We start from the raw sequence: 22,292 nt of genomic DNA, 5'->3' as shown, positions 1-22,292 counted from the left end.
GTCAGAGCTGCGAGGAAGGCGAGGGTGGCCCAGCACAGGGGCTTGGCGTAAGGGGGCCGGAACGTACTCGCGGGTGCCTCACCGCGTTCGACGCGACGTCGGTAGACGAGGTGGCAGACGACGATGACATCCCAGCTCCAGATTCCCCCGAGGGTGGCGACCGACGAGATGTACGAGACGCCTTCTCCGGGTCGATCGCGTTGACCGCGACGCCGACGAGCATCAGAGTGCCGGAGGCGATGATGGCGGCCGCAGGCACGTGACCACGGCTGGTCTTCTCGAACACCTTGGGTGCGAGCCCGTCCTCGGCGAGCTTCTTGAGTAGGCGTCCGTTGCTGTACAGCCCGGCGCTGCACGCCGACAGAGCGGAGGCGAGGACGACGAAGTTCATGACGCCGGCGGCCGCGAGGCGAGGCTTTCCGCCCATGACGACATGGACGACATGGACGACGCGGAGACAGCGCACCGCGCGTCGCCGGATGTACCGGTGGTGGATGGGGTCGTGAACATGTAAACACTGCCTGCTTTCGGGGGTGGGGTGTCGATGTGCACCAGCGTGCTGCACGTCACCACGGCCTGCATCGTGCGGCCGCACCAATCACGACCGACGTGTGGTGCGGATTCACGAACGACGTACCGTTGGGTGCGGCAGGAAGCAAACGAAGGGTGCCGATCATGACCAGCCCTGGGGCCAGGCTCGACAACGTCGTGAGCAACCTCGCCGGCACCCTGCTGGAGGTTCTTGCGGGGACCGTCGACGGAACGACGTTGATCACCGACGTCGTCGTCGACGATCCGCGGGAACAGGTACCGGTTCGCCCCGGGGCCATGCTTCTGTGTACCGCCGCCGACGTCCGAGATCTGCCGGCCTTGCTGGATCGTGCGGTCACACGCCAGGCGCCCGCCCTCGTGGTGCGTGCGCCGCTGGATCTCGAGCCGGAGCTGCGTGCTCGCGTCGAACGCAGCGGTGTGGTCCTGCTCGGCCTCGCCGGAGGAGCAACGTGGGCACAGTTGGTCGTCCTGCTCCGCTCGCTGCTCTCCAGCAGTGCGAGCGGCGAGGAACTGCTGGCCGGAATGCCCGCGGAAGACTCGTTCGCCCTGGCCAACGCGATCGGATCACTGCTCGACGCGCCGATCACCATCGAAGATCGCGACTCACAGATTCTGGCGTTCTCCGATCGCCAGAATGAGGCTGATCAAACACGGATCGAGACGATTCTCGGACGTGTCGTCCCCCAGCACGCTCGCCTCGCGCAGGAACGAGCGGGCGTCTACAAACGGCTCTACGCCAGCGAGAAACCTATCTTCATCGACACACCGCAGATCGAAGGAGTGCCAGGTCTTCCGCGCGTGGCGATAGCCGTACGAGCAGGTGACCAAGTGCTCGGCTCGATCTGGGGGGCTGTCCCTGGGACTCTGAGCGACGAGAAGGAGCAAATACTCGTCGATGCCGCGAAAGTGGTTGCGCTGCAGCTGCTGCGGCACCGTATCGGTGTAGACATCGACCGGCAGGTTCGCGCGGACCTCATCGCAACCGCATTGACGGGAGGCGCCCCGGCGTCGGGCGCGATCGAGCGTCTTGGACTGGCGCACCGGACCGTGACGGTGCTCGGCCTGTCCCTCCCGAAGGGGAACTCGGCCGACACTGCCGTCTCAGGGCAAACGCGACGGCAGACCTTGGAACGGATCACCGACTCCTTCGCATTTCACCTGTCGGTCGCGGCACCCGGCGCGGTTGCCGCATTGGTCGGCGACGTGTGTTATGCGATCGTGCCGGCGCCGATCCGGAAAGGAAAAGAAAACGTCACGGCCATGGCCCAGCGGGTTTCGAACGATTTCCTCAACCGTGCACGGGACAGACCTGGAGGAGTGGCGATCGGCATCGGTCGCGACGGCTCGTCATCCGATCCGGCCGACCTCGCTCGCTCGCGGCACGATGCGGACAGAACCCTACGTGTCCTGCGCCAGGAACCAGCCGGCCGAGTCGCGATGTTCGCCGACGTCCAACTCAATGCACTCTTGCTGGAGATCGGTGACCAACTGCACAATGAGGGCGGACTGCTGGACGGCCCCATCGCCCGGCTGCATCACCACGATCGAGAACACGGAACCACGATGGCGGAAACCGTGGCCCAGTGGCTCGACCACCTCGGCAACACCCTGAACGCGTCTGCGGCCATGGATGTGCACCCCAACACATTCCGATACCGCCTTCGCCGAGCGGCAGAAATCGCGCGACTGAACCTGAATGATCCCGACGAACGCTTTGCGGCGATGCTCGAGTTCCGGCTCATTCGGCAACGACCGTGCCCTTGGGGATAACCCCGTCTGCGCAGGTCATGCGGCATGCTCGTACTCGTGGACGCAAGTCATCAGACCTCTTTCTGCAACTGTCCGATGTGTTGACCGTGGCGTCCGCCGAGTCGACGAAGCCAAGGGGAGATCTTGAACCACCTGAGCGAGACCCGTGTCATCATGGCGCCCCGCCCCCTGCTGCTGGCCGACGGCCGGCCGGCGATCGAGGCGTGGTCGCTGCTGGCCGCGCACCAGCACCTCAACCACGGGTCGTTCGGGGCGGTCCCGCTCATCGCGCAGCAGGAGCAGGGCCGGCTGCGCGAAGAGATGGACCGCTCGCCCGGCACCTGGTTCCCGGCCCTCCCGGCACGCGTGGCGGCGGCGCGGACGGAGATCGCCGCGTTCCTGCGGGTCCCCGCCAACGACCTCGCCCTCGTGCCCAACGCGAGCGGTGGCGCGAGCGTGGTCTACGCGAACGTCCCGGCGAGGCCCGGCGGCGAGATCGTCGTGACCGACCACGGCTACGGCGCGGTGACCATGGGCGCCCGCCGTCTCGCACGCCGCTGGGGCGGCACCGTCCGGACCGCGCGGGTCCCGCTCGACGCCGGCGAGGACGAGGCGTACGAGGCCGTGGCCGCCCAACTCACCGGCGTCACCGGGCTGATCGTCCTGGACCACATCACCTCGGCCACCGCCCGCTGGATGCCGGTGGAGCGGATCGGCGCGCTGGCGCGGGAGCGCGGGATTCCGCTCCTCGTCGACGGCGCGCACGTGCCCGGCCTCGCCGAAGACCCGCTCGCGGGCCTGGACTGCGACGCGTGGATCGGCAACCTGCACAAGTTCGGCTGCGCGCCTCGCGGTACGTCGGCCCTGGTCGCCCGGGGACCGCTGCGGGACGCTCTCTACCCGCTGATCGACTCCTGGGGCGCCGAGGAACCGTTCCCGCACCGCTTCGACACCCAGGGCACCATCGACGCGACGAGCTATCTCGCGGCCCCGACCGCCCTCGACTTCATCGACGGCGTCTGGGGCTGGGACACGGCCCGTACGTACATGACGGAACTCGCGGACTACGCGGAACGCCTCATCGCTGATGCCTTCGCCGAGGCCACCGGCGTCGGCGCCGCCGTGGACGTCGGCATGCCGGTCAACGCGCTGCGCCTCGTACGGCTCCCCGACGGTCTGGGCACGACCCACGCCGCGGCCGACGCGCTGCGCGACCGGGTCGCCGCCGAACTGGGCGTCGAGGCCGCGTTCACGAGCTTCGGCGGCGCCGGGTACTTCCGCCTGTCGACGCACGTCTACAACACCGCCGCCGACTTCGAGGACTTCGTCGAGCGCTGCGTTCCCGTGCTCGTCGACTGGGCCCGCGCCCCACAGGCCATGTCCCAGTGACCTCCGTCGCCCCCGCAGATCCCTGACCTACATCACCGTCACCGATCCCCTGGAACCGGTAGGACAACAGTGTTGAGCAGAAGAAAGACCGCCACGGCGCTCTGTCTCGCCGCCGGAAGCGCTCACCGCACTCAAGACGTACTTCGCCCTGTTCAAGAAGGCGTCGCCGCCATCGTCCGTCGCCTGGGGCTACCCGGAGATGGTCGCGGGCTTCTGCAACGGCTCGACGGCGTTCCTCCTCCAGGACCCGGAGGTCATCGCGGCGCTCGGCGAGTCGAAGGCGATCAGCCGGCAGCAGTGGACCACGGCGCCGCTGCTCACCGGGCCCAGCGGCAAGGCCGTCCAGCCGGTGGCGACCGCGGGCTGGGGGATCGCCGCGGGCAGCAAGCACAAGGCCGGAGCCGCTCGACGTGACGGCGTGACCGTCCGGCGGGCATCGGGGAGTACCCGGGCTATCGGTTCCGGCGGGAGAACTGGGCGCCCAACCTGCGTGAGCTGCGGGGCCGCAGCGTGGACGTGGTCTCCTTCTACCTCCCGCGGTGCTTCCACGAGGTGAACAACGGGCCCACGCCGCGCTACGACTTCACCGCTGCCACCAACCCGCAGCGTGACGTGCATGCGCTACTGGCCGCCGCAGCCGAAGCGGATCCGGGTGTCCTGACGAAGCCCGGGCCGTTCATCCACCTGGAGCTGACCTCTCAAGTTGACAGCTAGCGCGCAAGCGCGCCCAACACGGTCCCGAGCTGCCGCACAGGCTCGGGGCCGACCATCCGCAACACGACCGTTCCGGCTCCGACCGCTGCCAGCTCGCGGACGCGTTCTGCCGCGTCCGCGGCGCTACCGGAGACGGTGAACACCTGCTCCGGCGGACGGCCGAGCCAGGCGCCGTGGCCCTCGACACTGGGCCGCAGTATCTGCGCCACCTGCTCGGCGTCGTCTCCGACGCAGCAGAAGGCGAGCACCGTCAGACTGTGGGCGGCGGAGGCTCCGCCCTTGTGGATCAACGCCCGCGCGCTCTCCACATCATGCGGTCCGTGGCCCTCGGCGATCAGCGTGCCGTCCGCGACTCGCCCGGACAGTTCCAGTGAGCGAGGCCGCACCACGCCCGCGATCACGGGCGGCGGCTCGACGGGTGGATGTACCAACTGGATGCCGTCCAGTCGCACCTCCCGCCCCTTCAGCTCGACCAACTCCCCACGCAGCAGCGCGCGTACCGCGTTGATCGTCTCCTCCAGCAGCGCGAGCGGCGAACGTGCCGCGACGCCGACCGAGGCCATCCACTCGGGCACCCCGTGCCCGATGCCGGCCACAAGCCGCCCAGGGAACACCCGCGCCAGCGTCGCCAGCTCCATCGCCAGCAACGCCGGACTGCGCAACGGCGCAGGCGTGATCCCGATGCCCACCCGCAGTCGCTTCGTCGCTCCCAGCGCCACGGCAGCCGCCGCCACGCCGCCGTTCCACCCGAGGTCCTCGACCACCCAGAGGTCGTCCACCCCCAGCGCCTCGACTTCTCGCGCGAACCCCGGCAACGCTTCCGGGGCCCAGTCGCGGTCGTACATCACGCCGATTCGAACAATCGTCATACGCCGTAACCTATGCCCCGTCCGGGCGAGGGCGGGTGAGACTGCGGCAAAGGCACTCGCTCCGAGGCTGGCCGACGCCCGCTGGTCGCCGTGCGGCGGCGACCCGCTCGGCGTCCAGTTGCCGCAGGACCGCGTTCTCCGCGGAGGGTGCCGGCTCGCTGCTGGCCTCTTCGGTGGCCGACATCGAGGTGAGCAGTCGTAGGTGCCGCAGGCATTCATTGCGTACGATGCGGAACATCCAGGAGGCCAGGGCGCCGGAGGCGCGGAGCGTGCCGATCTTCCGGTAGAGGATGATCAATGCTTCCTGTGCCGCGTCCTCGGCGTCCTGCGGTGTGGCACACAGCGACAGTGCGAACCTGCGCACGTGGGGCTGCGATTCCATGACCACGGCGGTCAGAGAGGTGATATCGCCGTCCTGAGCAGCCTTGATCAGCCGCTCGTCCGGCCAGGAGTAGCTTCGGCTCATGTGCCCTTCTCGTATCGGTGATCCGCCGCGATGACCAGTGCGGGTCAACCACGGCTCCGGCTCCTCCGCTTGAGCAGCGTCACGCTGCAGATGCAGACGAGCAGTACTCCGGCCACGGCAATGATCGCGATCATCATGCTTCGTTCCTCCTGGTATCTACCGGCCCGCGCGGCCGGTCCATGGACAAGAGGCGGCGGAAGCGGAAAAGGATTCAGCTCCGCTGCGGCCTGATGGCGCTCGATGATCTGGCCAGGCTTGCTCGCCCTGATCTCTTGGTCCGGTTGAGGCGGTTCATACCGCGATGGCCTCGGGACGCTCCACGAGGTGACCGCGTTCGAAGCGGGCTCCGGCCTGGACGAGTGCGACGAGGTGGAGTTCGTTCACCGCCCGCGGCGAACTCCCGATATACCGCCTCACGGCACAGACCCACACCGACAACGCCCCCGCCCTCGACGTCCTCGCCACATCCGGCTTCGTACGTGAAGGCATCAGCCGCGCCGTCTGTCTCCGTCGCGGCCGCCGCCGAGGCGGCGCTCCAGGCTCCGGATCGTCTGGCTGACCCTGGCGCGCGAGACGTGCAGCCGCTCGGCCGAAGTGCAGATCGTCGGCGAGTATCAGGAAACTCTCGATCTCCAGTCTCAGCCGCAGCCAACACATGTAGCCCACCGGAAGATTCCTGCCGGGCTGCAACAGGACGGACAACTCTGTCGAACGGCGTTGTCAGTGGCGCGCGGTAGCTTCGGGATTGTTCGAGATCACGGGGTGAGAGGGGTGAATTCGTGGGTGTCAGGCATGCGTTGAGCGTCGTCCTGGTCGACGTCAACGACGAGGTGGTGACGGCCTGGCGGTCCGCGTTCGCGGACACGCCGGAGGTCGAGATCAGGTGGGGTTCCCTTCTCGATGTGGACGCCGACGCCTGGGTCTCCCCCACCAACGAGCGTGGCCGGATGGATGGTGGGGTCGACGCCGTCGTCAAGCGGTACCTCGGTGCGGGCATCCAGGTGCGGGTGCAGCGGGCGATCCGCGACCGGTTCGGCGGACGGTTGCCGGTGGGCAGCGCGGTGTGCGTTCCGTCCGGGGCGGACGTACCCCGGTACCTGATCTCGACGCCCACCATGCGCCAGTCGTCGCAGAACGTCAGCGACACGACGTGGCCCTGGCCTGCGCGGCCGCGTTCCAGGCGGTGCATCTACAGAACCGGGCGAAGCCGGGCAGCATCCGGTCGGTGGCCCTCGTCGGGATGGGCGCGCAGACCGGGCAGGTGCCCGCGAAGGTGTGCGCCAACCTGATGTGGACGGGCTACACCCTCTTCCACGACCACGGTTTCGCGGACTACGACGAGTTGCGGGCCGCCGTACTGGGGCAGCTCGACGACATCGAGGGAGCGGGGTCCGCACGGCGGGTCCGGATCAACGTGCCCCAGCGGCCTTCCTTTCGTCACTGACCCGAAGACCTCGCAGGCCGGTGCCGCCCAGGGCGCGGACACCGGCGACGACCCTGCCGCATCTGTTCAGCATGCCGGGGCGCCCGTGGAGGCGTCCGGTTCGAGTACCGGGAGTTCCACCCTCGTGAGTGATGTCGACGTGATGGCCGCGGGCGATGCCGGTTGCCCGGCCGGGGATCCGCTGGGACTGGCCGGCCTGTTCACCGGTGGCGGCGAGCCGTGGCTGCCGCTGCTCGGACCGGTGATCGAGGCGCAGCCGGGAGCCGCCGACTTCATCGGCCCGAAGCGCAGCCCGGAGGTCGTTCCGGTGCGCGAGCTGACGTTCCAGGCGTTGAAGCCGCATCCGCCGGAGAAGTGGAAGGTGGTCGTCTTCGGACAGAATCCCTATCCGCGGGCGGAGAGCGCGACCGGCATCGCGATGTTCGACAACACCTTCAACGACTGGAAGGACAGCCAGTTCGGCCGGGTCGTCAGCATCCGCTGCCTCATCAAGGCGGCCGCGATGTGGAAGTACGGCATCGTCAAGAAGACCCCGATCGCCGACGTCCGCGCCCTGCTGAAGAAGGAGGACACGGTTCAGCCGCCCGAGTGGTTCCAGGCGATGCTCACCCAGGGTGTGCTGCTGCTGAACGCGTCCCTCACGGCGAGCGCGGACGGGGCGATGGCGACCGATCGGCACACGTCGTTCTGGCGCCCCGTGGCCGAGCAGATCCTCCGGGCGAAGCAGGACGCGGTGGAGGAGGACGACCGGGGGGTGGTGTTCGCCTGGTGGGGCGCGCACGCCCGGAGTCTGAAGAGGGTCGTCCAGCGGCTGGAGAAGAAGTACCCGGGGGTGCAGGTCCGTCACCTGGACCACGCCAATCCGGCCGCGCAGGGGGATCTGTTCTGCGAGGGCGACCACTTCGCCCAGGTGAACGACGCCCTGGCGGCGGTGGGGGCCGAGCCGGTCGACTGGCTGCCACGGAAGGGCTGGGACCAGGGGACGGGCAGGGCCGGGCCGGAGGACGGTGGTGTCGCGCAGCGGATGGGGGCATTCATCGCGTCCACGATGGAGTTGCACCAGCTGTATCTGGAGCGGCTCACCAGCGTCAAGGACGAGGGCCTCGTCCTGCCGCCCGTCACCGGGGTGTTCGAGACGCCGCTGATGGACTTCCTGAAGGCCGTCGAGCCGGTCTCGCGGGTGCTCGCGCACCTGGATCGGCACATCGATCTGTCGAGCCGGTTCGGGGAGACGAAGGCCGCGGAGGCGGCGTCCGCGGGCGCGCTGTCCGGGGAGGCCGTGGGCGCCTTGTCGGCCGACGCGATCTCGGCCCTCTACCTGTACACGTGCGAGTCGGGCTTCTACCGCGAGATCAACTCCGTGCTGCGCTCGTCGGACCGCGAGCGCGTGGTGCCGTACCTGCCGTACCTGCGGTTGCTGTTCTCGGCGATGGAGGCGTTGCCGGCGCAGACGCGGCCGTTGTGGCGTGGTGTGGCGCTGGATCTGCGGTCCCAGTACCCGCTGGGGCGGACGGTGACGTGGTGGGGCGTGTCGTCGTGCACGTCCGAGCTGGGTGTGGCCCGCGCGTTCCTCGGCGGGCGTGGCCGGCGGACGCTGTTCGAGGTGACGCCCGCGCGGGCGGTGGGGATCCGGCGGTTCTCCGCGTTCACGGGTGAGGAGGAGTACATCCTCGCGCCGGGGACGCAGCTGAAGGTCACGGAGGTGAAGGCCGAGCGTGGGGGTCTGTGCACCGTGCGGCTGACCGAGCTGGAGGGGGCCGGCCTGGTGTCGTAACGTCCCCGGGCCGGGCATACGAGCGCCCTGTGGCGGGCCCAGGGCCCCGGGGAGAGTCGCTTTCGACCGGTTTGATTATGGAATCCCGTGGAGGGTGAGGGTGGCGCGGGCGAGGTCGCGCAGGGCGCTCATGACGGCGGGGGTGCGGTGGCGGCGGATCTGGCTGCAGTCCTCGGCGAAGATCAGCGGTCAACGCATCGTGGTGGCGCACGGCGGTCAGTACGAAGACGCGACTGCCGTCTGGGCGGACTGCTCCGCGCAGGCATTTGCCGTCCACGGCGAAAGCCGCACGAGGCGGTCGCGGCAGGACCGTCTCGAGCTGGGCGGTGCGGTGGGCGCGGCGTTGTTCGCGTTCAACGGTTCCGTCCGGTCCGGTCGCGCTCACCGGGTGGGGTTGGAGTGTGGTGAGCCCGGTGAAACCGGCGGCGGTGAGCGCCGCGGGGTCGACCCGGGCGAACGCATCGCGCAGGCAAGGCAGCACGCGGCCTCCTCGGGCGGGCTGGTCATCACCTGCCGGGCCTCCTTCGGCTTCACGGCGAACAGGACCTCGGACGACGCCCAGATCCTCGCGGCCGGTGCCATGGGGCTGCTGCGCCGCTACGAGTAGGCCTGCGCCGCCGGATGACTCCTGGTGATCCATTGTCACAAGCCGCGGCCGAAGCATGAGTCGGCGCGTCACTGCTCATCGAGGGAGGGCTGTCGGGCGAGGAACTCCTCGAACGCCGCCTTCTGCTTCGGATCCATGAAGCCTTGGCGGACATTGCGGGCCTGCTCTTGGAGCCAGTGCGCCTCGTTGGGGTCCAGGAGCTCGGCGACCACCACACCTCCGCGAGCGACCGCCGTGCGCCCTCCTACGCGACGACGAAAGAGCGTGAACGCGCCGAATTCCGCTGGGTGGGCCAGTTCCGGCTCTTCGGTTTCAGCCCGGTGCTCGTCCCCAGCGTCACTCGTCGGGTAGGCGGTGGGGGCCCAATGCTCCCAGAGCGCCAGCGTGGCCGCGGGCACTAGCACGGCGCGCTCCGCCTCTTTACGCCCCTCCCACATGAACGTGACGGTGACGGGCTCGCCGACCGCCTCGGCCAGCCCGAGCACCCTCTCCATCTCATCGTTGATCGGGTAACCCGCCACTACATCGATCTGAATTCCCATGGTGCCTGAGGCTACTGGCCGCTTCCGACATGCCAGCCCAATGCTTGTGCGCCTCGTCGACCACGGCGCAAAACCGGTGATGTCGCCGACTGAGCGCCTGTCCGAGGCAATACTGCGACGGAGAGCAACCGCTCCAGACAATGTGGGCCAGAGCCCGAGTCGTGAAGTCAGTTGCTCACGGGTTTGGGAGGCACCCAGATCCACGGTCGGGTCGTGTTCACGAGTTTTGGGTTCTGGCACAGATCTTGGGGAGCGGTCGCGGAGGGTTACTGAAGCAGGATCATCTTGCGGAGTAGTTCGAATCCGGCGCGACCGTAGAGCTGCCTTTTGATCTTCTTGATGCGGTTCACGGCGCCTTCGGTGCCGCCGGAACTCCAGTGCAGGGTGAGTCCGGCGGTCACGGCGTCGAGGTCGCGGAGCAGGTGGAGGGCGAAGTTGGCGAGGCCGGGGCAGTTGGCTGGCCTCGACGGCGTCGATCCAGGCGGGGAGCGTGGGGCCGAGGCGGTCGGTCAGGATCTCGCCGAAGTCGCGGACATGTCCGGCAGCGGTGTCCAGTTCGGGACAGCGGGCCAGGGAGGCCGATGCGGTGTTCGTCGGCGACGGCCTCACGACCCGGCACGTACTCACCGGACAGCGCGGGCCGCAGCCGGCGCCGTTCACCGATGATCGGGAGCAGGCGCTGGCGTCGCTCGACCGGCTCGGGGAGGTGCGGGCGAAGTGGGTGCTGCCGGCGCACAGCACACCCTGGAACGGGGGCGTGCGGGAGGCGGTCCGCCAGGTCCGGGAAGGCATCCGCGACCGGCCTGGTCAGGCTTTACCACGAGCGCTGGGAGATCGAGACCAGCTACTGCGAGCTGAAATCGACCATCCTCGGCGGGAGAGTCCTGCGCGGACGCCACCCGGCAGCCGTCGCCCAGGAGACCTGGGTGCTCCTGGTCGCCTACCAGGTACTACGCACCGCGATGAGTGACGCAGTCCTGCACCGGCCCGACATAGACCCCGACCGTGCCGCATTCACCATCGCGCTCAACACGGCACGTGACCAGATCATCCGCGCCGCCGGCATCATCTCCCACCGCAGTGGCGGGAACGTTCCGGCGGGCCGCTTCGTTGCCCCTGGGCCCATCCACATCGCTACCCCTGGGAGTATCGTGCCCGAAACCACGCACGCCACCTCCACTGTTCTCCCCGCACTCCCGGCACTGAGCGCGCAGGCCGAGCGACTCATCGAGCTGGGGGTGCACGAGTTAGCAGGGCTGCCTGCCGTCGTGCTTCGTACCTTCGCCGCAACCGCCGAGGCCCCTGCGGGCGGCGACGGCGCCCTGCTCGCTGTTCACCCGGACCAGGCCCCCGCCTCCGCCCTGGCGCCGCTGCTCCGCCGTGACGGCAAACCGGGCTTCGTCGTCACTGACATGCCCGATGTCGACCTCTTCGCCCCGCTTGACACGGTCGCGCTGCCCGACACTCCGCTCTACCTCCTCACCGGCCTCAACCGCGGCGACCACATGGCCAACTGGAGCCCGGACGAGGCGCTGCCCGCCCTCGCCGCGGAGGCCCGAACCCCGTTGCTGCTCACCGAGGGCATCCACTGGGTGCTGCAGCAGCCCGCCGTCCTGGAGCGCAACCACTGCTTCATGACCATCGGCTCTCGGCTGCGCAAAGCCAACAGCGTCCTGGACGCCCGCACGCCGGCACTGTGGATCAGCAACGGCACCGGGCGCGACGGTCGCGAGCGCCGCAACGCCCCCAAGGTCGGCTGGTGCTGGGCGGGTAACCGTCACACCTGGCTGGGATTCGCCTCCGCAACGGGCCGCCGGGTCCAGGACTTGTAGGGAGCCGTGATCAGGCGGGGCGGAGGCTGCGCAACCAGATGACCGTGCCGCGTAGCTGAAGCCCCGCCATGTAGCTGTCGGGCCTCTTGCCGAAGCGCGTGGCCAGCCCCCTCCAGTCCTTGATCGTGTTGATGCACCGCTCCACGGTGTTGTGCTCCTTGTACAACTCGGCGTCGTGCGAGACCGGGCGCCCGCCGCTTGGCCTGGCGGGAGGCCACGGTGTTCACCGAGGCCGAGCGCGCGGCGCTGGAGCTCGCGGAGCAGGCCACCCGCATCGCCGATGCGGCCGGAGGCGTCCCGGACGAGGTCTGCGCGAACGCCGCCAAGCACTACGACGAGGACCAGCTCGGCGCTCTGGTGGGTGTCATCACCATCATCAACGCCTTCAACCGCGGGAACGTCATGCTCCAGATGCCCGCCGGCGACTACCAGCCCGGCCAGTTCGGATGACAAGGCGTGCCCTCTGAGCTGGACGGGTCCGCGCCGGACCGGTCCGATGGCACTCTCCCTGAACGAGCTCCACTGCGGTGGGAAGTCCACCGCTGAATCTGAGCGCTCTACTTGGCGACCACCGCCAGCTGGAGCGCTCAGGCGCATTCTGGCGGCACGGCCGGGTAGCAATCGCGAGACGTTGGTCGAGGAACGAGCGTCTTCGCTGCCCGCCGAGCCTGACTTCGGCATGGGGCTCACCCCGGGCAAGAACGTCCCTGATCGCATCGGCCGGCCCGGAACCGAGCCGCCGGATCACAGGTCCGATTGCAAGCGCTCGGCCCGGGTGTGGGCGGCCTGGGCGTCACGGCGCGCCTTGCGAGCAGCACGGCCGGCTTCCGCGGCCTGGCGACGTGCTGCCTCGAGTTCGCCGCGGGCCGCGGCATGTGCCTCTTGTGCGGCCGCCAGCTGCCGGGTCACGGCGGACGCCCCTTGCTCCGCTTCCTGAAGCAGCGTCTCGGCCTGCTCAAGCTGGGCTTCCGCTCGTCGGAGTTCTTCTTCCTGTTGCTGGGCCTGCTGCTCGGCGGCCTTGGCGTCCTGGCGGGCCTGAGCGAGCTTCCTGCGTCGCTCCTCCTCGCGCCGGCGCTCCTGAGCGCCCGCCCGCGGCCGGTCTTCGGCGCGTGTCGCTGCCTCGGGCGCGGGCGGAGGTGCGGGAGTGGGCCTCAGCGTCGCTCCGGAAACGACGGTCGCGGTGAAGCCGACGGGAGGCGTCAGCCCTTTGACCAGTCGGCCGGAGGCCCATTCCTGTGCGGCCTCGGCGTCGGCAAGGACCGCGTGCAGGGTGGCCTCGAGCTCGTGCTGCACCTCCTCGCTGACGGGGTGGCCCGCCTCCACGGTGAGCTGTCGGGCCTGCCGAGCGAGCTCACCGACCAGGCGGTGCTGCTGACTGCTCAGCTCGCGCAGTTGGTCCGGGTCAAGGAGTTCGTGAGCCTGGCGCAGGCCTTCGCCGAGCCGCAGGAACCGGGCCACCTGGTCAGGCTGGGTGCGGACGAGGAGGTTGCTGGCCCACGCTGCGAGGATGGGTCGTCGCAGCGCAGTGATCTGGGTGGCCAGTGCCCGGTCTTTCGCCTTCCGCGCGGCGGCCGCGTACTCAGTGCGGGCGTCGATGAAGTCCTGCGGCCACAGCCCGTACAGGTCGTGCGCAATACGTTCCAGATCCACGGCCCTGCAGCGCCCTTTCATCCGACAGGAACGAGTCTGTGCTTTTCATCAGGTCGCGCCCCGCAGAGTGTTGGACCAATGATCACGACACCCCTCTGCACGGTGTGACCCCAGAGTTGCTCACTTGATTCCCCAAGCGGACACGCGTTGACCTGCGATAGGGCGCAGCAGCGGAGGGGCCGCCCGGTAGCCAGCCAGCACCGCGGAGCGAGGGGGTCCTCCCCCTCACAGTGCGCCCGGCGGAATATTCCCGCCGGTGCCACGAGCCGCCGCCGTCCGGAGACTCCCGGGGGGCGTCCTCGGACGGAAGCAGCCCAAGCCGCCCGCCCCCGGCAGGGGCCCGCTTAGGGCGCCGACGTAGCTGGGGTTCTCGGTGACAATAAGGCCGGCATTGCGGCCGAAGAGTGTGAACAGCAGGCTGATTGCCTGCTGCGCTCCGCTGGTGACGAGCACTTCGTCGGCCGTGGTCGGCAGCCCGAGCCGGGTGTAGCGGGCGGCGATCTGGGCCCGCAGCGAGGCGAGGCCGAGCGGCTGGTAACCGAAGTCGGTGACCAGCGCGCGCAGGTCGGTGGTGTGCGCTGTCAGGCGGGGTAGCGTTTCAGTGTCGGCGACGACTGATCCGGACAGGTCCACAACTCCGGCTGCCGGCTCGTGCGTCAGTTTGGCCGACGGCATGGTCGCGGCGGGGACCGCCGGACCGATCCCGTGGCCGGAGGCGACGACCCGGGTGCCGCTGCCGCGCTCGCTTTCCAGCAGGCCCTCTTCGCGCAGGAGCCGGTAGGCGCCGATCACGGTGGTGCGGCTGATGCCCAACAACCGTGCGAGGTCGCGCTCGGAGGGCAACTTGGAACCGGCGCCGACCTCACCCCGGCGCACGGCGTCACGCAGGCCTCCGGCGAGCCGTTGGTAGAGCGGTCCAGTTGAGCCACTGATGAGTCCAGCTGACAGGGTTGAGGCATCCACGCAGTCCAATGTTGCTCTGATTGGATATCGAAAGCAACGCCAATCGAACGGCATGCTCGCGCCATGGACTCTTTCCTGGCCTTTGAGACACTCCTTGCCCATGCCGATGTCGATCCGGAAGAACTGAGCGTCGCGCCCCCCATCCATCAGGCGGTGAACTATTCGGCCCCCACGGCAGAGGACTTCGACGCACTCAACGAGCAGTCTCAGCCTCAGCGCTACTACCGGCGCTACGGCAACCCGACGCAGGCCCGGCTGGAGCGTGTTGTCGCGGCCGTCGAGGGCGCCGAGGCAGCCCTGGCCACGGCGTCCGGCATGGGGGCGATCACGACGATCCTGGTCGCCCTGCTGTCCCAGGGCGACCATGTCGTCGCCCAGCACAGCATGTACGGCGGCACGCTGAGTTTGCTGCGGGATGTCGCACCCCGCTTCGGTGTCCAGGTGACCTTCGTGGACCAGACCGACACCGATGCCTTCGCCCGGGCCCTCACGCCGGACACCAAGATGATCATGCTGGAGACGCCCAGCAATCCGCTGCTCCAGCTGACCGATGTGGAAGCGGTCACCGCGCTGGCCCGCGCCCGGGGCATCCTCACCTTCGCCGACAACACCGTTGCAACCCCCTTCTGCCAAAGGCCGCTGGAGCAGGGCGTGGACCTGGTCATGCACAGCGTCACCAAGGCCATTTCCGGGCATGCGGACGTGCAAGCCGGGATCGTGCTCGGCAGCAGCGAGCTGATCGAACGGCTCTGGAAAACGCACACCATGGTGGGCTCGGTCGTCAGCCCGTTCGACGCCTGGCTCGCGCTGCGCGGCCTGCGGACGCTGTCGTTGCGGGCGGAGCGGCAGAACCAGTGCGCGCAGGCCGTGGCCGAGTACCTGGTCGGTCACCCCGCGGTACGAGCGGTGAACTATCCCGGGCTCCCCGGCCACCCCCAGCATGACCTCGCGAAGCGGCAGATGCGGGGCTTCGGCGGACTGCTGAGCTTTGAACTTCGTGGGGGCCAGGCGGCGGCCGAGCAGCTCATCTCAAAGCTGCGCCTTACGGTGCGGTCCCCCAGCCTGGGCGGCATCCGCTCGACGCTGGTGCGGCCCGCCGCGATGTGGTCGAACGAACTGACCGAGGAAGAACTTGCCGAGGCCGGAGTCCCCGGCGGCCTGATCCGCTTCGCCGTCGGCCTTGAGCACGAAGCAGACCTGATCGCCGATCTCAGTCAGGGGCTCGCCGCACTGGCCTCGGAGCATGCCGAATAATGGCGGAACTAGGGCCGATACTCTCGTTGTAGCCCGGCTGCTGTGCGGTCGCGAGGGTGTCCAGGTTGTTCGTCACACAACGACCTTGGACACCCTCGTTCACGTCTCCACGGACACCCCTTGGAACCAATCGTCTAGTGTCCTGCGCCGCGGCGGATCACGACAGAACATCTACGGAGTCACGGCCTTCAGTTCGGTCTTGGAAGCGTGTCGAGCCAGCCTGCGATCAACTCGCGGACCGCCGGTGCGCACTCGACCTGCGGGTTGTGACCGGCACCGTCGAGGACCACAGCGGTCATGCGGGGGTAGTGGTCGAGCAGGGCAAGCTGGTCACGCCAGCCCACGAGGGCGTCCTGACGTGTGGTGAGCAGAAGATGCCGACCGTGGTGGACCATGCCAGGGCTCTCCGGCCACTGCGGCAGGAGGAAGTCCGCGTCGAGTTCGGCGGCGGCATGGCGGTCGTGCGCTCGCCAGCCGGGGAGGATGTGCTCCTCGAAGAGAGCCCAGCTCTCCTTGGTATGGCGGGCCATCACGGCGCGGAACAGTTGAAGGTCCTCTTCGAGGGCGAGGCGGGCAAGGAGTGCGTCGTCACGCTCGACCACGGTGCTGTCGGGCAGGGTACGTTCGGCGCCCCAGCGGACGACGGGAACGAGGAGCGCGGAACCGAGAACCTGCTCGCCGAAGCGCGCAGTCACGGCGCGGGCGATCTGCCCGCCGAAGGACTGCCCGAGAACGGCGAAGGGTCGGTCGCCGACGGTGGCGCGGATCCAGTCGATGACGGCGTCGGCCATCGTAGTCGCCGAAGTCGGGCCGGACAGGCGCGGACTGTTGCCGTGCCCGGGCAGGTCGGGGTACAGCCTGCGCCAGCCGGGCCGGCCGGTGAAGGCGGGCTCCAGCGGCAATAGCAGCCGGTGATCGATGGTGTAGCCGTGGATCAGGACGATCGGTGTGCCGTCGCCGAATTCGGTGTGCCAGAGGGCGGAGTCGTTCATGGCTCAAGCCTGCAACCTTGACGCAGGTGTCAAGGTCAACCGAGCCGTACGGCATGCTTCCGTCTGGTGTCGAGTGAGTGGTCAGGCGAGGCTCTTGACCACCGCGAGGTATTCGCGGATGGCATCGCGGTTGCGGGTCAGGCAGTCGATGCGGCGCGTCATCTTCTCGCCCTCGCCTTCGAGGGTAGTGATCATCTCCGGTGTGGCGTCCGCGAAGTGGATCTTCCGTGGGGCATCGAGGCACGGAAGTATCTGCTTGATGATCCGTGTGGGCAGTCCGGCGTCGAGCAGGCCGCGGATCTGGAGCACGCGGTCGACGAGGTAGTCGTCGTAGTCGCGGTAGCCGTTGGTCTGGCGGCGCGGGGTGATCAACCCCTCACGCTCGTAGTACCGCAATGATCTGGCGGAGGTCTCCGTCAGGCGGGCAAGTTCGCCGATGCGCATGTGAGCAGCCTCACGTCTGGTCGGGGCAGGGTCAGGTGGACCTTGACATTGATGTCAACCCTAGACGATGAGCCCCATGGATCAGCTGCATATTTCGCCCGGCCTCCACCCACGCATGTCAGCGGACCGTCTGCCGCTGGCGGGCCTGCTTGCGCTCGGCACAGCCGGTTTCGTCACCGTCATGACCGAGGCCCTCCCGGCGGGCGTCCTCCCGGCCATGAGCGCGGACCTCGGCGTGAGCCAGTCGCGTGCCGGACAGACGGTGACGCTCTACGCGCTCGGTTCCGTCCTGGCGGCGGTCCCCCTCACCACCGCCACCGCCTCGTGGCCGCGCAGACGCCTGCTGCTCACGGCGATCTGCGGCTTCGCCGTGGCCAACGCGGTCACTGCGTTCTCGACCAGTTATCCACTCACCATGGCCGCCCGCTTCCTCGCCGGCCTGGTCGCGGGGCTGCTCTGGGCTCTGCTCGCCGGCTACGCACGCGGCATCGTCGCCCCGGAGCGACGCGGCCGAGCCATGGCCGTCGCCATGGCCGGCACACCGGTTGCTCTGTCCGTCGGGGTACCGGCGGGGACGCTCCTGGCCCAACTGATCGGCTGGCGTTCCACGTTCGGGTTGATGAGTGTGCTCGCCCTGATGCTGGTCGCCTGGATGCTACGGGAGCTTCCGGACTTGCCGGGGCGGAGCGAGCGTGCCTGGGCCACGCCGGTCGGCAGGGTGCTGAGAGTCGCGGGCGTGGCTCCCGTCCTGCTGGTGACGGGCACGTTCGTCCTGGCACACAACATCCTCTACACCTACATCGCGGCTCTCGCAGCGGCGGCGCGGATCGAGGACCGCGTGGATGCGGTGCTGCTGGTCTTCGGAGCATGTTCGCTCGCGAGCATCTGGATCACAGGACTCCTGATCGATCGGCACCTGCGACCGTTGATGATCACGGCAGTCGCGCTGTTCGGCACCGCGGCGCTCGGTCTCGGCATGTTCGCCCACCTACCCTGGCTGTTCTTCGCCTGCTCAGCCCTGTGGGGTCTGTCCTTCGGCGGTGCAGCGACTCTCCTGCAGACGGCCGTCGCCGACGCGGCGGCTCACGCCTCGGACATCGCTCAGTCGCTCCTCGTGACCTGCTGGAACGCCGGCATCGCCGGCGCAGGCGTGGTCGGCGGAATGCTGTTGGACCGTGAAGGGCCCGAGGCGCTGCCATGGACGGCACTGGCTCTACTTGCGGTTGGCCTGACGGTGACCGTTGCCGCGAACCGGCACGGGTTTCCCAGCCGCGCCCCACAAGGCGCGAGGCCAAACGCCGACCGGTGAGCTCAGGGATGCGTACCCGGCCCAGTTCGACATGCCGAACAAGGTCACATGAAAGGTGGGAAAGTCAACAGAGCAGGTTGCCCCATGCCTTAGCTTGGCGTTTAAGTGCGCCACGAGCGCAGAGAGTGAGGTTCGTGTAGGTAGACCCACTTGATGCGGTGCTGTGCAGATGATGAAGGTTTTGTGGCCCTTCGGCGTCGCCCTGCGGGGGGAGGCGTCAAACCACCTCAAGCTGCGTTGGCTGAAGACCGTCGTGGTGAGAGTTGAGGAAAAGGCGTCCAAGAGGCGTCAGGTGGGGACCGGAAAGGCGAGCGAAAGCGAACCGCTGACGAAGTGTCGAAACAAGTAGCTGACATCAAAACCGGGGCGGTTAAATGGCGCCGGGATAAGCCTGGCGGGGTCCCGTCTATTGGCCAGGCAGTGTCCGGCATTGAGGCGGCGCGAGTCCGGTCTGCGGCTTCTGCATGGACGGAGGGCCGCGCCTGGCAGTTCGGCTATGACACCTTCGGCAACCTGAAGTCGGTCACCGACCCGAAGGGTGTCTCGACGCCCGCCGAGAGGCACACAAAGCAGCGGTGGTGTGCCGACACCCACGGGGAGCACCCCATGACGCGGACCGACGAGGATCGAATGGACACAGAGCGAGGTACCGATGAGTGAGCCGACCGACTTGGATGCCCTGCGGCGGCTCATGCCGCCGCCGACGGACGGGGGCACGACGGTCGACCGGGACGCCCTCACCGCGTCGTGGGGCAAGCCGTTCCCGCCCGACTTCCGGAGCTTCATGGAGGTCTACGGCGCCGGCGCGGTGCAGAACTACCTGTCGATCGGCAGGCCGGAGCCCAAGGTCCCGCTGGAGCAGGCACCGCGGGACGGCATGGTGATCGAGACGGCGAACGCCGAGGCCGACTGGGAGACGGAGGAGAAGACACCCGAGCTGGAGGGCACTTCTCCGGTGCTGATCACCTGGGGGGTCGACGCCACCGCGGACATGTTGTGCTGGGACGCGTCGGACGACGATCCCGCCAAGTGGCCGGTCGTGGTCTACCAGCGCAACGGCTCGCTGTGGGGCCGCTACGACTGCGGGATGGTGGAATTCCTCGTCCGGAACTTCCGTGCCGCATGGCCGGAGAACCCGCTGGGCGGCGAGTTCCTCTGGGACGTGAGTGAGGTGACGTTCCAGGCGGAGTAGGCGGCACGCACGACATGGGCGAGGGAGCCCAAAGGTCGGTTGTGACGCCAGATCTGGACTCTCTCGCCACCGCACTGTACGTGAAGACCGACGACCTGCTGAAAGGATCGCCGCACCTGGCCCCGTGTCGGCCCAAGGTCGGTATCGAGCCCAGGCTCGGCGACGCCGAGCTGGTCACGCTGTCCGTGATGCAGGCCCTGCTCGGTTTCCCCTCCGAACACCGCTGGATTCGCTACGCCCGCTCCCACCTGCGGCACCTCTTCCCTTACCTGCCCGGGAGGGCTGTGCCGATGCGACCACGGTGCCAAGGTCGTTCGGGAAGCGCTGCTGCGCGCTCAGGGCCCGGACAGACTCACCCTGGCTCTTCCCCGGCGGCCAGCCCTGCCGCCCGATCAGCGCCTGGGCCATGGGAGAGCGACTCCGCGGACTCGGCATCCGGCTCGCGGAAGCCCGCTCAATCGCGTTGTTCCAGCTCGCGACCGAACTGCCCGCCGCAGTCCTTGCACGCACCCTCGGCATCGACATCACCGTCGCTGTCAAATGGCAGCGAGCCGCCGGAGACTGGGCCGCCTACGCAGCCGACATTAGCCAACGAACCACCCGCCACCAGCAAGGAGAAAACGTACGTGTCCCTCGATGACCAGAGTGCTTGGGCTCTGCTCCGGCAACTCGACGACCCCGACCACATGGAGTTCCCCCACGGTTACGATCACGCTGCCGTCCGAGCGCGGTTCGACCAACTCGCAGCCTGCTTGGACCAGCAACTCCAGTGCACCTGCACCGTCGACCGGCAGGTCCAGGACGCAAGCCACCACGGGACGATCTCCATCCCGGTGACGGCCACCGCCAGCGGGGATCACATCACGGTGACCGTCAGCAACTTCGGGAACCTGGCAGCCGTGACGTTGGGCAATCCCGGAAGCTACGACGAGGACGAGGAACGCGAACTCTTCCAGGCCACCGACCGTCACCGGGTCGACAACGAACTCGAAGCACTCGGCTACATCACCATCTCCGAGCACCTGCTCTGGACGAGATACGACGGTGTCAGCGACCTCGTCTCCTACTACCCGCCCGAGCATCCCCCAACGTGGTGGACCCGCTTCTTCGACTATCTGTGACCGCGTCTCGGGTGCACCGGCCGAGGCATTCCGAGGGTTGCAATACCCGACTCCACCATTAGTAGGAGCGGCCCCGGCCGCCGACACCCTTGATCGCGCTGCTTACCGAGATACAGCCGGGCGACCTCCTGCGCGTCACCGGCACCATCGTCCAGCCCGACGACCCCGACGCCCTGGAGGTCCTGGAGGTGGTTCCGGTCGGTCAACTGCTCGTGAGCCCGATCTTGTGGACGTTCTCTCATGATCGAAGCAATCGGGCCAATCAGAGGTGGCCGCTCCTCCCTCGACCGCAGCGCCGACAACGTTCAGGCTGCGCCCTCCTTCTCTTGCTGATCAATCCGCCTTCCGCGGCCCCACGGCCGCTTCGGCGCGGTCGAGCAGGCCGTGCATGACGTCCACGGGGAGGGCGGGGTTGGCGGCCGCGCCACGGGCGATGTCCGGGTCGCGGTCCGCGGACGAGACGTACGCGCGGGGGAACTTCCGGACCTGGTCGGCGCACCTGTCGCCGCGGACCGCGACGCCGGCTACGTGCCGCGCGCCGCCGAGCCGGAACCGCAGCTGGTGGTCAAGGAGTTCGCGGCGGCCCACCTTGCCCGGCCGCATCCGTCCCGAGCCCGGCCTGTTCACGATGCCGCACCAGTGAATGAGGACTTGGCCGGGCGGGCTGAACGGGTGCTACTCAGCAGATCGTATGCTCACCGATGATCTCGGCGCCCACCTGCGCAGCAAGCCACACGGCGCGCTCCTCCTCGCCAACATGGACGAAGAGCGTGTGCTCTTCCGTCCATGGGCTGTCGAAGTCGGTGCCGTTGTGGCGCAGGCTCACCTGAAGACGGGCGTACTTCCAGGTCCACTCCAGCCCGAGGTCCGGTACTTCCGGCCAGCGGAAGGTATCCCAGTAGACCTCGAGCCGGTCGTGGACGCCGAGCGCTGCGCGGGCCGCGCTATGTGCTTGTTCCGGACCGGAGAGCTCCATGAAGAGCAGGTCGGGCCCGAAGGGGAGAGGGAAGTCTCCCGGTGTCGCCGCATCCTCCTCGACCGCTTCGCCGACCTTGGCCTCGGGGACTGCCTCCAGCAGCCGCCTGACCTCTGCCCGGCTCAACACCTCAGCCCAGATCTCGGTGCCACCCCGTGAATCCGGCGCCGACAGTGCCAGGAGCCGGTCGGCAAGCGAGGAGATCGCATCAAGGTCAGTCGTCCTCAGCAGCGGAAACGCCGCAGTATGTCCCATGGGCATCAGTACTATCGCTCTTCCCCGCCCCAGGACTACCGGTGAACCCGGCTGGCCAGCTGCACTGCGCCGTCTCCTCGCGCTTCGCGCACAGGGCCAACTGACCCGCTCCCACGTCCACACCACCGCACAGTGCCTGAACGTCTCGGACCGCACCGTATGGCGGTGGCTGGCCGATGCACCACTGCTCCCGAGACT

At 68.4% G+C, this 22,292-nt stretch carries 22 protein-coding genes and 9 pseudogenes; 16 read left to right on the top strand and 15 right to left on the bottom strand.

The window, feature by feature from the left end; translation table 11 throughout:
- Nucleotide 1: 1 nt before the first annotated feature.
- A complete protein-coding gene (locus AB0N06_RS22155; protein ID WP_366136426.1) occupies nt 2-427 on the bottom strand; it encodes an amino acid permease in 426 nt (141 codons plus the stop codon).
- Nucleotides 428-675: 248 nt separating this feature from the next.
- Here AB0N06_RS22155 and AB0N06_RS22150 point away from each other — a divergent pair, with 248 nt between their 5' ends.
- Nucleotides 676-2,322: a helix-turn-helix domain-containing protein gene (locus AB0N06_RS22150; RefSeq protein ID WP_366136393.1), complete on the top strand. Its 1,647-nt coding sequence runs from the start codon at nt 676-678 to the stop codon at nt 2,320-2,322.
- 132 nt (nt 2,323-2,454) lie between these two features.
- Nucleotides 2,455-3,690, top strand: a complete 1,236-nt coding sequence (locus AB0N06_RS22145) for an aminotransferase class V-fold PLP-dependent enzyme (protein WP_366136425.1) — start codon at nt 2,455-2,457, stop codon at nt 3,688-3,690.
- 189 nt (nt 3,691-3,879) lie between these two features.
- Here the strand turns inward: AB0N06_RS22145 and AB0N06_RS22140 are convergent, their stop codons facing one another.
- On the bottom strand, nt 3,880-4,083 hold the full coding sequence (locus tag AB0N06_RS22140) for a hypothetical protein (protein WP_366136392.1): 204 nt from the start codon (nt 4,081-4,083) through the stop codon (nt 3,880-3,882).
- 42 nt (nt 4,084-4,125) lie between these two features.
- Between AB0N06_RS22140 and AB0N06_RS22135 the strand changes: the two genes are divergently transcribed.
- On the top strand, nt 4,126-4,404 hold the full coding sequence (locus AB0N06_RS22135) for a beta-galactosidase (RefSeq protein WP_366136424.1): 279 nt from the start codon (nt 4,126-4,128) through the stop codon (nt 4,402-4,404).
- Here AB0N06_RS22135 and AB0N06_RS22130 read toward each other — a convergent pair.
- From AB0N06_RS22130 to AB0N06_RS22120, 3 genes and pseudogenes are all read right to left on the bottom strand, one after another.
- A complete protein-coding gene (locus AB0N06_RS22130) occupies nt 4,401-5,273 on the bottom strand; it encodes an LLM class flavin-dependent oxidoreductase (RefSeq protein WP_366136391.1) in 873 nt (290 codons plus the stop codon). The genes AB0N06_RS22135 and AB0N06_RS22130 overlap by 4 nt on opposite strands.
- Nucleotides 5,274-5,364: 91 nt before the next feature.
- Nucleotides 5,365-5,739: pseudogene (locus tag AB0N06_RS22125) on the bottom strand (RNA polymerase sigma factor); the annotation flags it as partial.
- Nucleotides 5,740-6,257: 518 nt separating this feature from the next.
- Nucleotides 6,258-6,396: pseudogene (locus AB0N06_RS22120) on the bottom strand (LysR family transcriptional regulator); the annotation flags it as partial.
- Nucleotides 6,397-6,686: 290 nt separating this feature from the next.
- Between AB0N06_RS22120 and AB0N06_RS22115 the strand changes: the two are divergent.
- From AB0N06_RS22115 to AB0N06_RS22105, 3 genes and pseudogenes are all read left to right on the top strand, one after another.
- Nucleotides 6,687-6,812: pseudogene (locus AB0N06_RS22115) on the top strand (Appr-1-p processing protein); the annotation flags it as partial.
- A gap of 77 nt (nt 6,813-6,889) precedes the next feature.
- On the top strand, nt 6,890-7,183 hold the full coding sequence (locus tag AB0N06_RS22110; RefSeq protein ID WP_366136427.1) for a hypothetical protein: 294 nt from the start codon (nt 6,890-6,892) through the stop codon (nt 7,181-7,183).
- Nucleotides 7,184-7,307: 124 nt separating this feature from the next.
- Nucleotides 7,308-8,957 carry an ADP-ribosyltransferase domain-containing protein gene (locus AB0N06_RS22105; RefSeq protein ID WP_366136390.1) on the top strand — a complete coding sequence of 550 codons (1,650 nt, stop codon included), beginning with the start codon at nt 7,308-7,310 and terminating at the stop codon, nt 8,955-8,957.
- A 187-nt stretch (nt 8,958-9,144) separates the two neighbouring features.
- On the opposite strand, the pseudogene AB0N06_RS22100 reads toward AB0N06_RS22105, so the two are convergent.
- Nucleotides 9,145-9,327: pseudogene (locus AB0N06_RS22100) on the bottom strand (ISAs1 family transposase); the annotation flags it as partial.
- Between the two features lie 24 nt (nt 9,328-9,351).
- Here AB0N06_RS22100 and AB0N06_RS22095 point away from each other — a divergent pair.
- The gene (locus tag AB0N06_RS22095) at nt 9,352-9,564 is read left to right on the top strand and encodes a hypothetical protein (protein WP_366136389.1); all 213 of its coding nucleotides are present in this window, start codon (nt 9,352-9,354) and stop codon (nt 9,562-9,564) included.
- Nucleotides 9,565-9,632: 68 nt separating this feature from the next.
- Here the strand turns inward: AB0N06_RS22095 and AB0N06_RS22090 are convergent, their stop codons facing one another.
- On the bottom strand, nt 9,633-10,106 hold the full coding sequence (locus tag AB0N06_RS22090; RefSeq protein ID WP_366136388.1) for a hypothetical protein: 474 nt from the start codon (nt 10,104-10,106) through the stop codon (nt 9,633-9,635).
- 266 nt (nt 10,107-10,372) lie between these two features.
- A pseudogene (locus AB0N06_RS22085) lies at nt 10,373-10,540 on the bottom strand (ISL3 family transposase); the annotation flags it as partial.
- 147 nt (nt 10,541-10,687) lie between these two features.
- On the opposite strand from AB0N06_RS22085, the pseudogene AB0N06_RS22080 reads away from it, so the two are divergent.
- A pseudogene (locus AB0N06_RS22080) lies at nt 10,688-11,038 on the top strand (hypothetical protein); the annotation flags it as partial.
- Nucleotides 11,039-11,257: 219 nt separating this feature from the next.
- Nucleotides 11,258-11,938: a DUF5701 family protein gene (locus AB0N06_RS22075; protein WP_366136422.1), complete on the top strand. Its 681-nt coding sequence runs from the start codon at nt 11,258-11,260 to the stop codon at nt 11,936-11,938.
- A gap of 10 nt (nt 11,939-11,948) precedes the next feature.
- On the opposite strand, the pseudogene AB0N06_RS22070 reads toward AB0N06_RS22075, so the two are convergent.
- A pseudogene (locus AB0N06_RS22070) lies at nt 11,949-12,134 on the bottom strand (IS5/IS1182 family transposase); the annotation flags it as partial.
- Between the two features lie 5 nt (nt 12,135-12,139).
- On the opposite strand from AB0N06_RS22070, the pseudogene AB0N06_RS22065 reads away from it, so the two are divergent.
- Nucleotides 12,140-12,388, top strand: a pseudogene (locus AB0N06_RS22065) (carboxymuconolactone decarboxylase family protein); the annotation flags it as partial.
- 294 nt (nt 12,389-12,682) lie between these two features.
- Here AB0N06_RS22065 and AB0N06_RS22060 read toward each other — a convergent pair.
- Together AB0N06_RS22060 and AB0N06_RS22055 are read right to left on the bottom strand one after the other, a co-directional pair.
- Entirely contained in the window at nt 12,683-13,588 is a 906-nt protein-coding gene (locus tag AB0N06_RS22060; RefSeq protein WP_366136387.1) for a hypothetical protein, read from the bottom strand.
- 225 nt (nt 13,589-13,813) lie between these two features.
- Nucleotides 13,814-14,551: an aminotransferase class I/II-fold pyridoxal phosphate-dependent enzyme gene (locus tag AB0N06_RS22055; protein ID WP_366136386.1), complete on the bottom strand. Its 738-nt coding sequence runs from the start codon at nt 14,549-14,551 to the stop codon at nt 13,814-13,816.
- A gap of 63 nt (nt 14,552-14,614) precedes the next feature.
- Between AB0N06_RS22055 and AB0N06_RS22050 the strand changes: the two genes are divergently transcribed.
- Complete coding sequence (locus AB0N06_RS22050; RefSeq protein ID WP_366136385.1) at nt 14,615-15,805, top strand: aminotransferase class I/II-fold pyridoxal phosphate-dependent enzyme; 1,191 nt, start codon at nt 14,615-14,617, stop codon at nt 15,803-15,805.
- A gap of 188 nt (nt 15,806-15,993) precedes the next feature.
- Here AB0N06_RS22050 and AB0N06_RS22045 read toward each other — a convergent pair whose 3' ends face one another.
- Complete coding sequence (locus AB0N06_RS22045) at nt 15,994-16,797, bottom strand: alpha/beta hydrolase (protein WP_366136384.1); 804 nt, start codon at nt 16,795-16,797, stop codon at nt 15,994-15,996.
- Between the two features lie 81 nt (nt 16,798-16,878).
- Complete coding sequence (locus tag AB0N06_RS22040) at nt 16,879-17,241, bottom strand: MerR family transcriptional regulator (protein WP_366136383.1); 363 nt, start codon at nt 17,239-17,241, stop codon at nt 16,879-16,881.
- A gap of 76 nt (nt 17,242-17,317) precedes the next feature.
- Between AB0N06_RS22040 and AB0N06_RS22035 the strand changes: the two genes are divergently transcribed.
- From AB0N06_RS22035 to AB0N06_RS22015, 5 genes and pseudogenes are all read left to right on the top strand, one after another.
- Nucleotides 17,318-18,550: an MFS transporter gene (locus AB0N06_RS22035; protein WP_366136382.1), complete on the top strand. Its 1,233-nt coding sequence runs from the start codon at nt 17,318-17,320 to the stop codon at nt 18,548-18,550.
- 333 nt (nt 18,551-18,883) lie between these two features.
- Nucleotides 18,884-19,210: a hypothetical protein gene (locus tag AB0N06_RS22030; protein ID WP_366136381.1), complete on the top strand. Its 327-nt coding sequence runs from the start codon at nt 18,884-18,886 to the stop codon at nt 19,208-19,210.
- On the top strand, nt 19,203-19,742 hold the full coding sequence (locus AB0N06_RS22025) for a hypothetical protein (protein ID WP_366136380.1): 540 nt from the start codon (nt 19,203-19,205) through the stop codon (nt 19,740-19,742). The genes AB0N06_RS22030 and AB0N06_RS22025 overlap by 8 nt, the downstream gene beginning before the upstream one ends.
- Before the next feature lie 41 nt (nt 19,743-19,783).
- Nucleotides 19,784-20,017: pseudogene (locus AB0N06_RS22020) on the top strand (IS982 family transposase); the annotation flags it as partial.
- A 351-nt stretch (nt 20,018-20,368) separates the two neighbouring features.
- Nucleotides 20,369-20,863, top strand: a complete 495-nt coding sequence (locus tag AB0N06_RS22015; protein WP_366136421.1) for a hypothetical protein — start codon at nt 20,369-20,371, stop codon at nt 20,861-20,863.
- A 333-nt stretch (nt 20,864-21,196) separates the two neighbouring features.
- Here AB0N06_RS22015 and AB0N06_RS22010 read toward each other — a convergent pair whose 3' ends face one another.
- Complete coding sequence (locus tag AB0N06_RS22010) at nt 21,197-21,490, bottom strand: hypothetical protein (protein WP_366136379.1); 294 nt, start codon at nt 21,488-21,490, stop codon at nt 21,197-21,199.
- 52 nt (nt 21,491-21,542) lie between these two features.
- Complete coding sequence (locus tag AB0N06_RS22005; RefSeq protein ID WP_366136378.1) at nt 21,543-22,094, bottom strand: hypothetical protein; 552 nt, start codon at nt 22,092-22,094, stop codon at nt 21,543-21,545.
- Between the last annotated feature and the right edge of the window lie 198 nt (nt 22,095-22,292).

The sequence above is a fragment of the Streptomyces sp. NPDC051020 genome, assembly GCF_040683105.1.
Lineage (GTDB): Bacteria > Actinomycetota > Actinomycetes > Streptomycetales > Streptomycetaceae > Streptomyces.
This window is presented reverse-complemented; position numbering and strand designations above follow the sequence as displayed.

Excerpts from the sequence above, each read along its gene's own strand:
- AB0N06_RS22045 (WP_366136384.1), bottom strand. The coding sequence starts at position 16,797 with ATGAACGACTCCGCCCTCTGGCACACCGAATTCGGCGACGGCACACCG.
- AB0N06_RS22050 (WP_366136385.1), top strand. The coding sequence starts at position 14,615 with ATGGACTCTTTCCTGGCCTTTGAGACACTCCTTGCCCATGCCGATGTC.
- AB0N06_RS22040 (WP_366136383.1), bottom strand. The coding sequence starts at position 17,241 with ATGCGCATCGGCGAACTTGCCCGCCTGACGGAGACCTCCGCCAGATCA.
- AB0N06_RS22035 (WP_366136382.1), top strand. The coding sequence starts at position 17,318 with ATGGATCAGCTGCATATTTCGCCCGGCCTCCACCCACGCATGTCAGCG.
- AB0N06_RS22090 (WP_366136388.1), bottom strand. The coding sequence starts at position 10,106 with ATGGGAATTCAGATCGATGTAGTGGCGGGTTACCCGATCAACGATGAG.
- AB0N06_RS22130 (WP_366136391.1), bottom strand. The coding sequence starts at position 5,273 with ATGACGATTGTTCGAATCGGCGTGATGTACGACCGCGACTGGGCCCCG.
- AB0N06_RS22005 (WP_366136378.1), bottom strand. The coding sequence starts at position 22,094 with ATGGGACATACTGCGGCGTTTCCGCTGCTGAGGACGACTGACCTTGAT.
- AB0N06_RS22150 (WP_366136393.1), top strand. The coding sequence starts at position 676 with ATGACCAGCCCTGGGGCCAGGCTCGACAACGTCGTGAGCAACCTCGCC.
- AB0N06_RS22155 (WP_366136426.1), bottom strand. The coding sequence starts at position 427 with ATGGGCGGAAAGCCTCGCCTCGCGGCCGCCGGCGTCATGAACTTCGTC.
- AB0N06_RS22025 (WP_366136380.1), top strand. The coding sequence starts at position 19,203 with ATGAGTGAGCCGACCGACTTGGATGCCCTGCGGCGGCTCATGCCGCCG.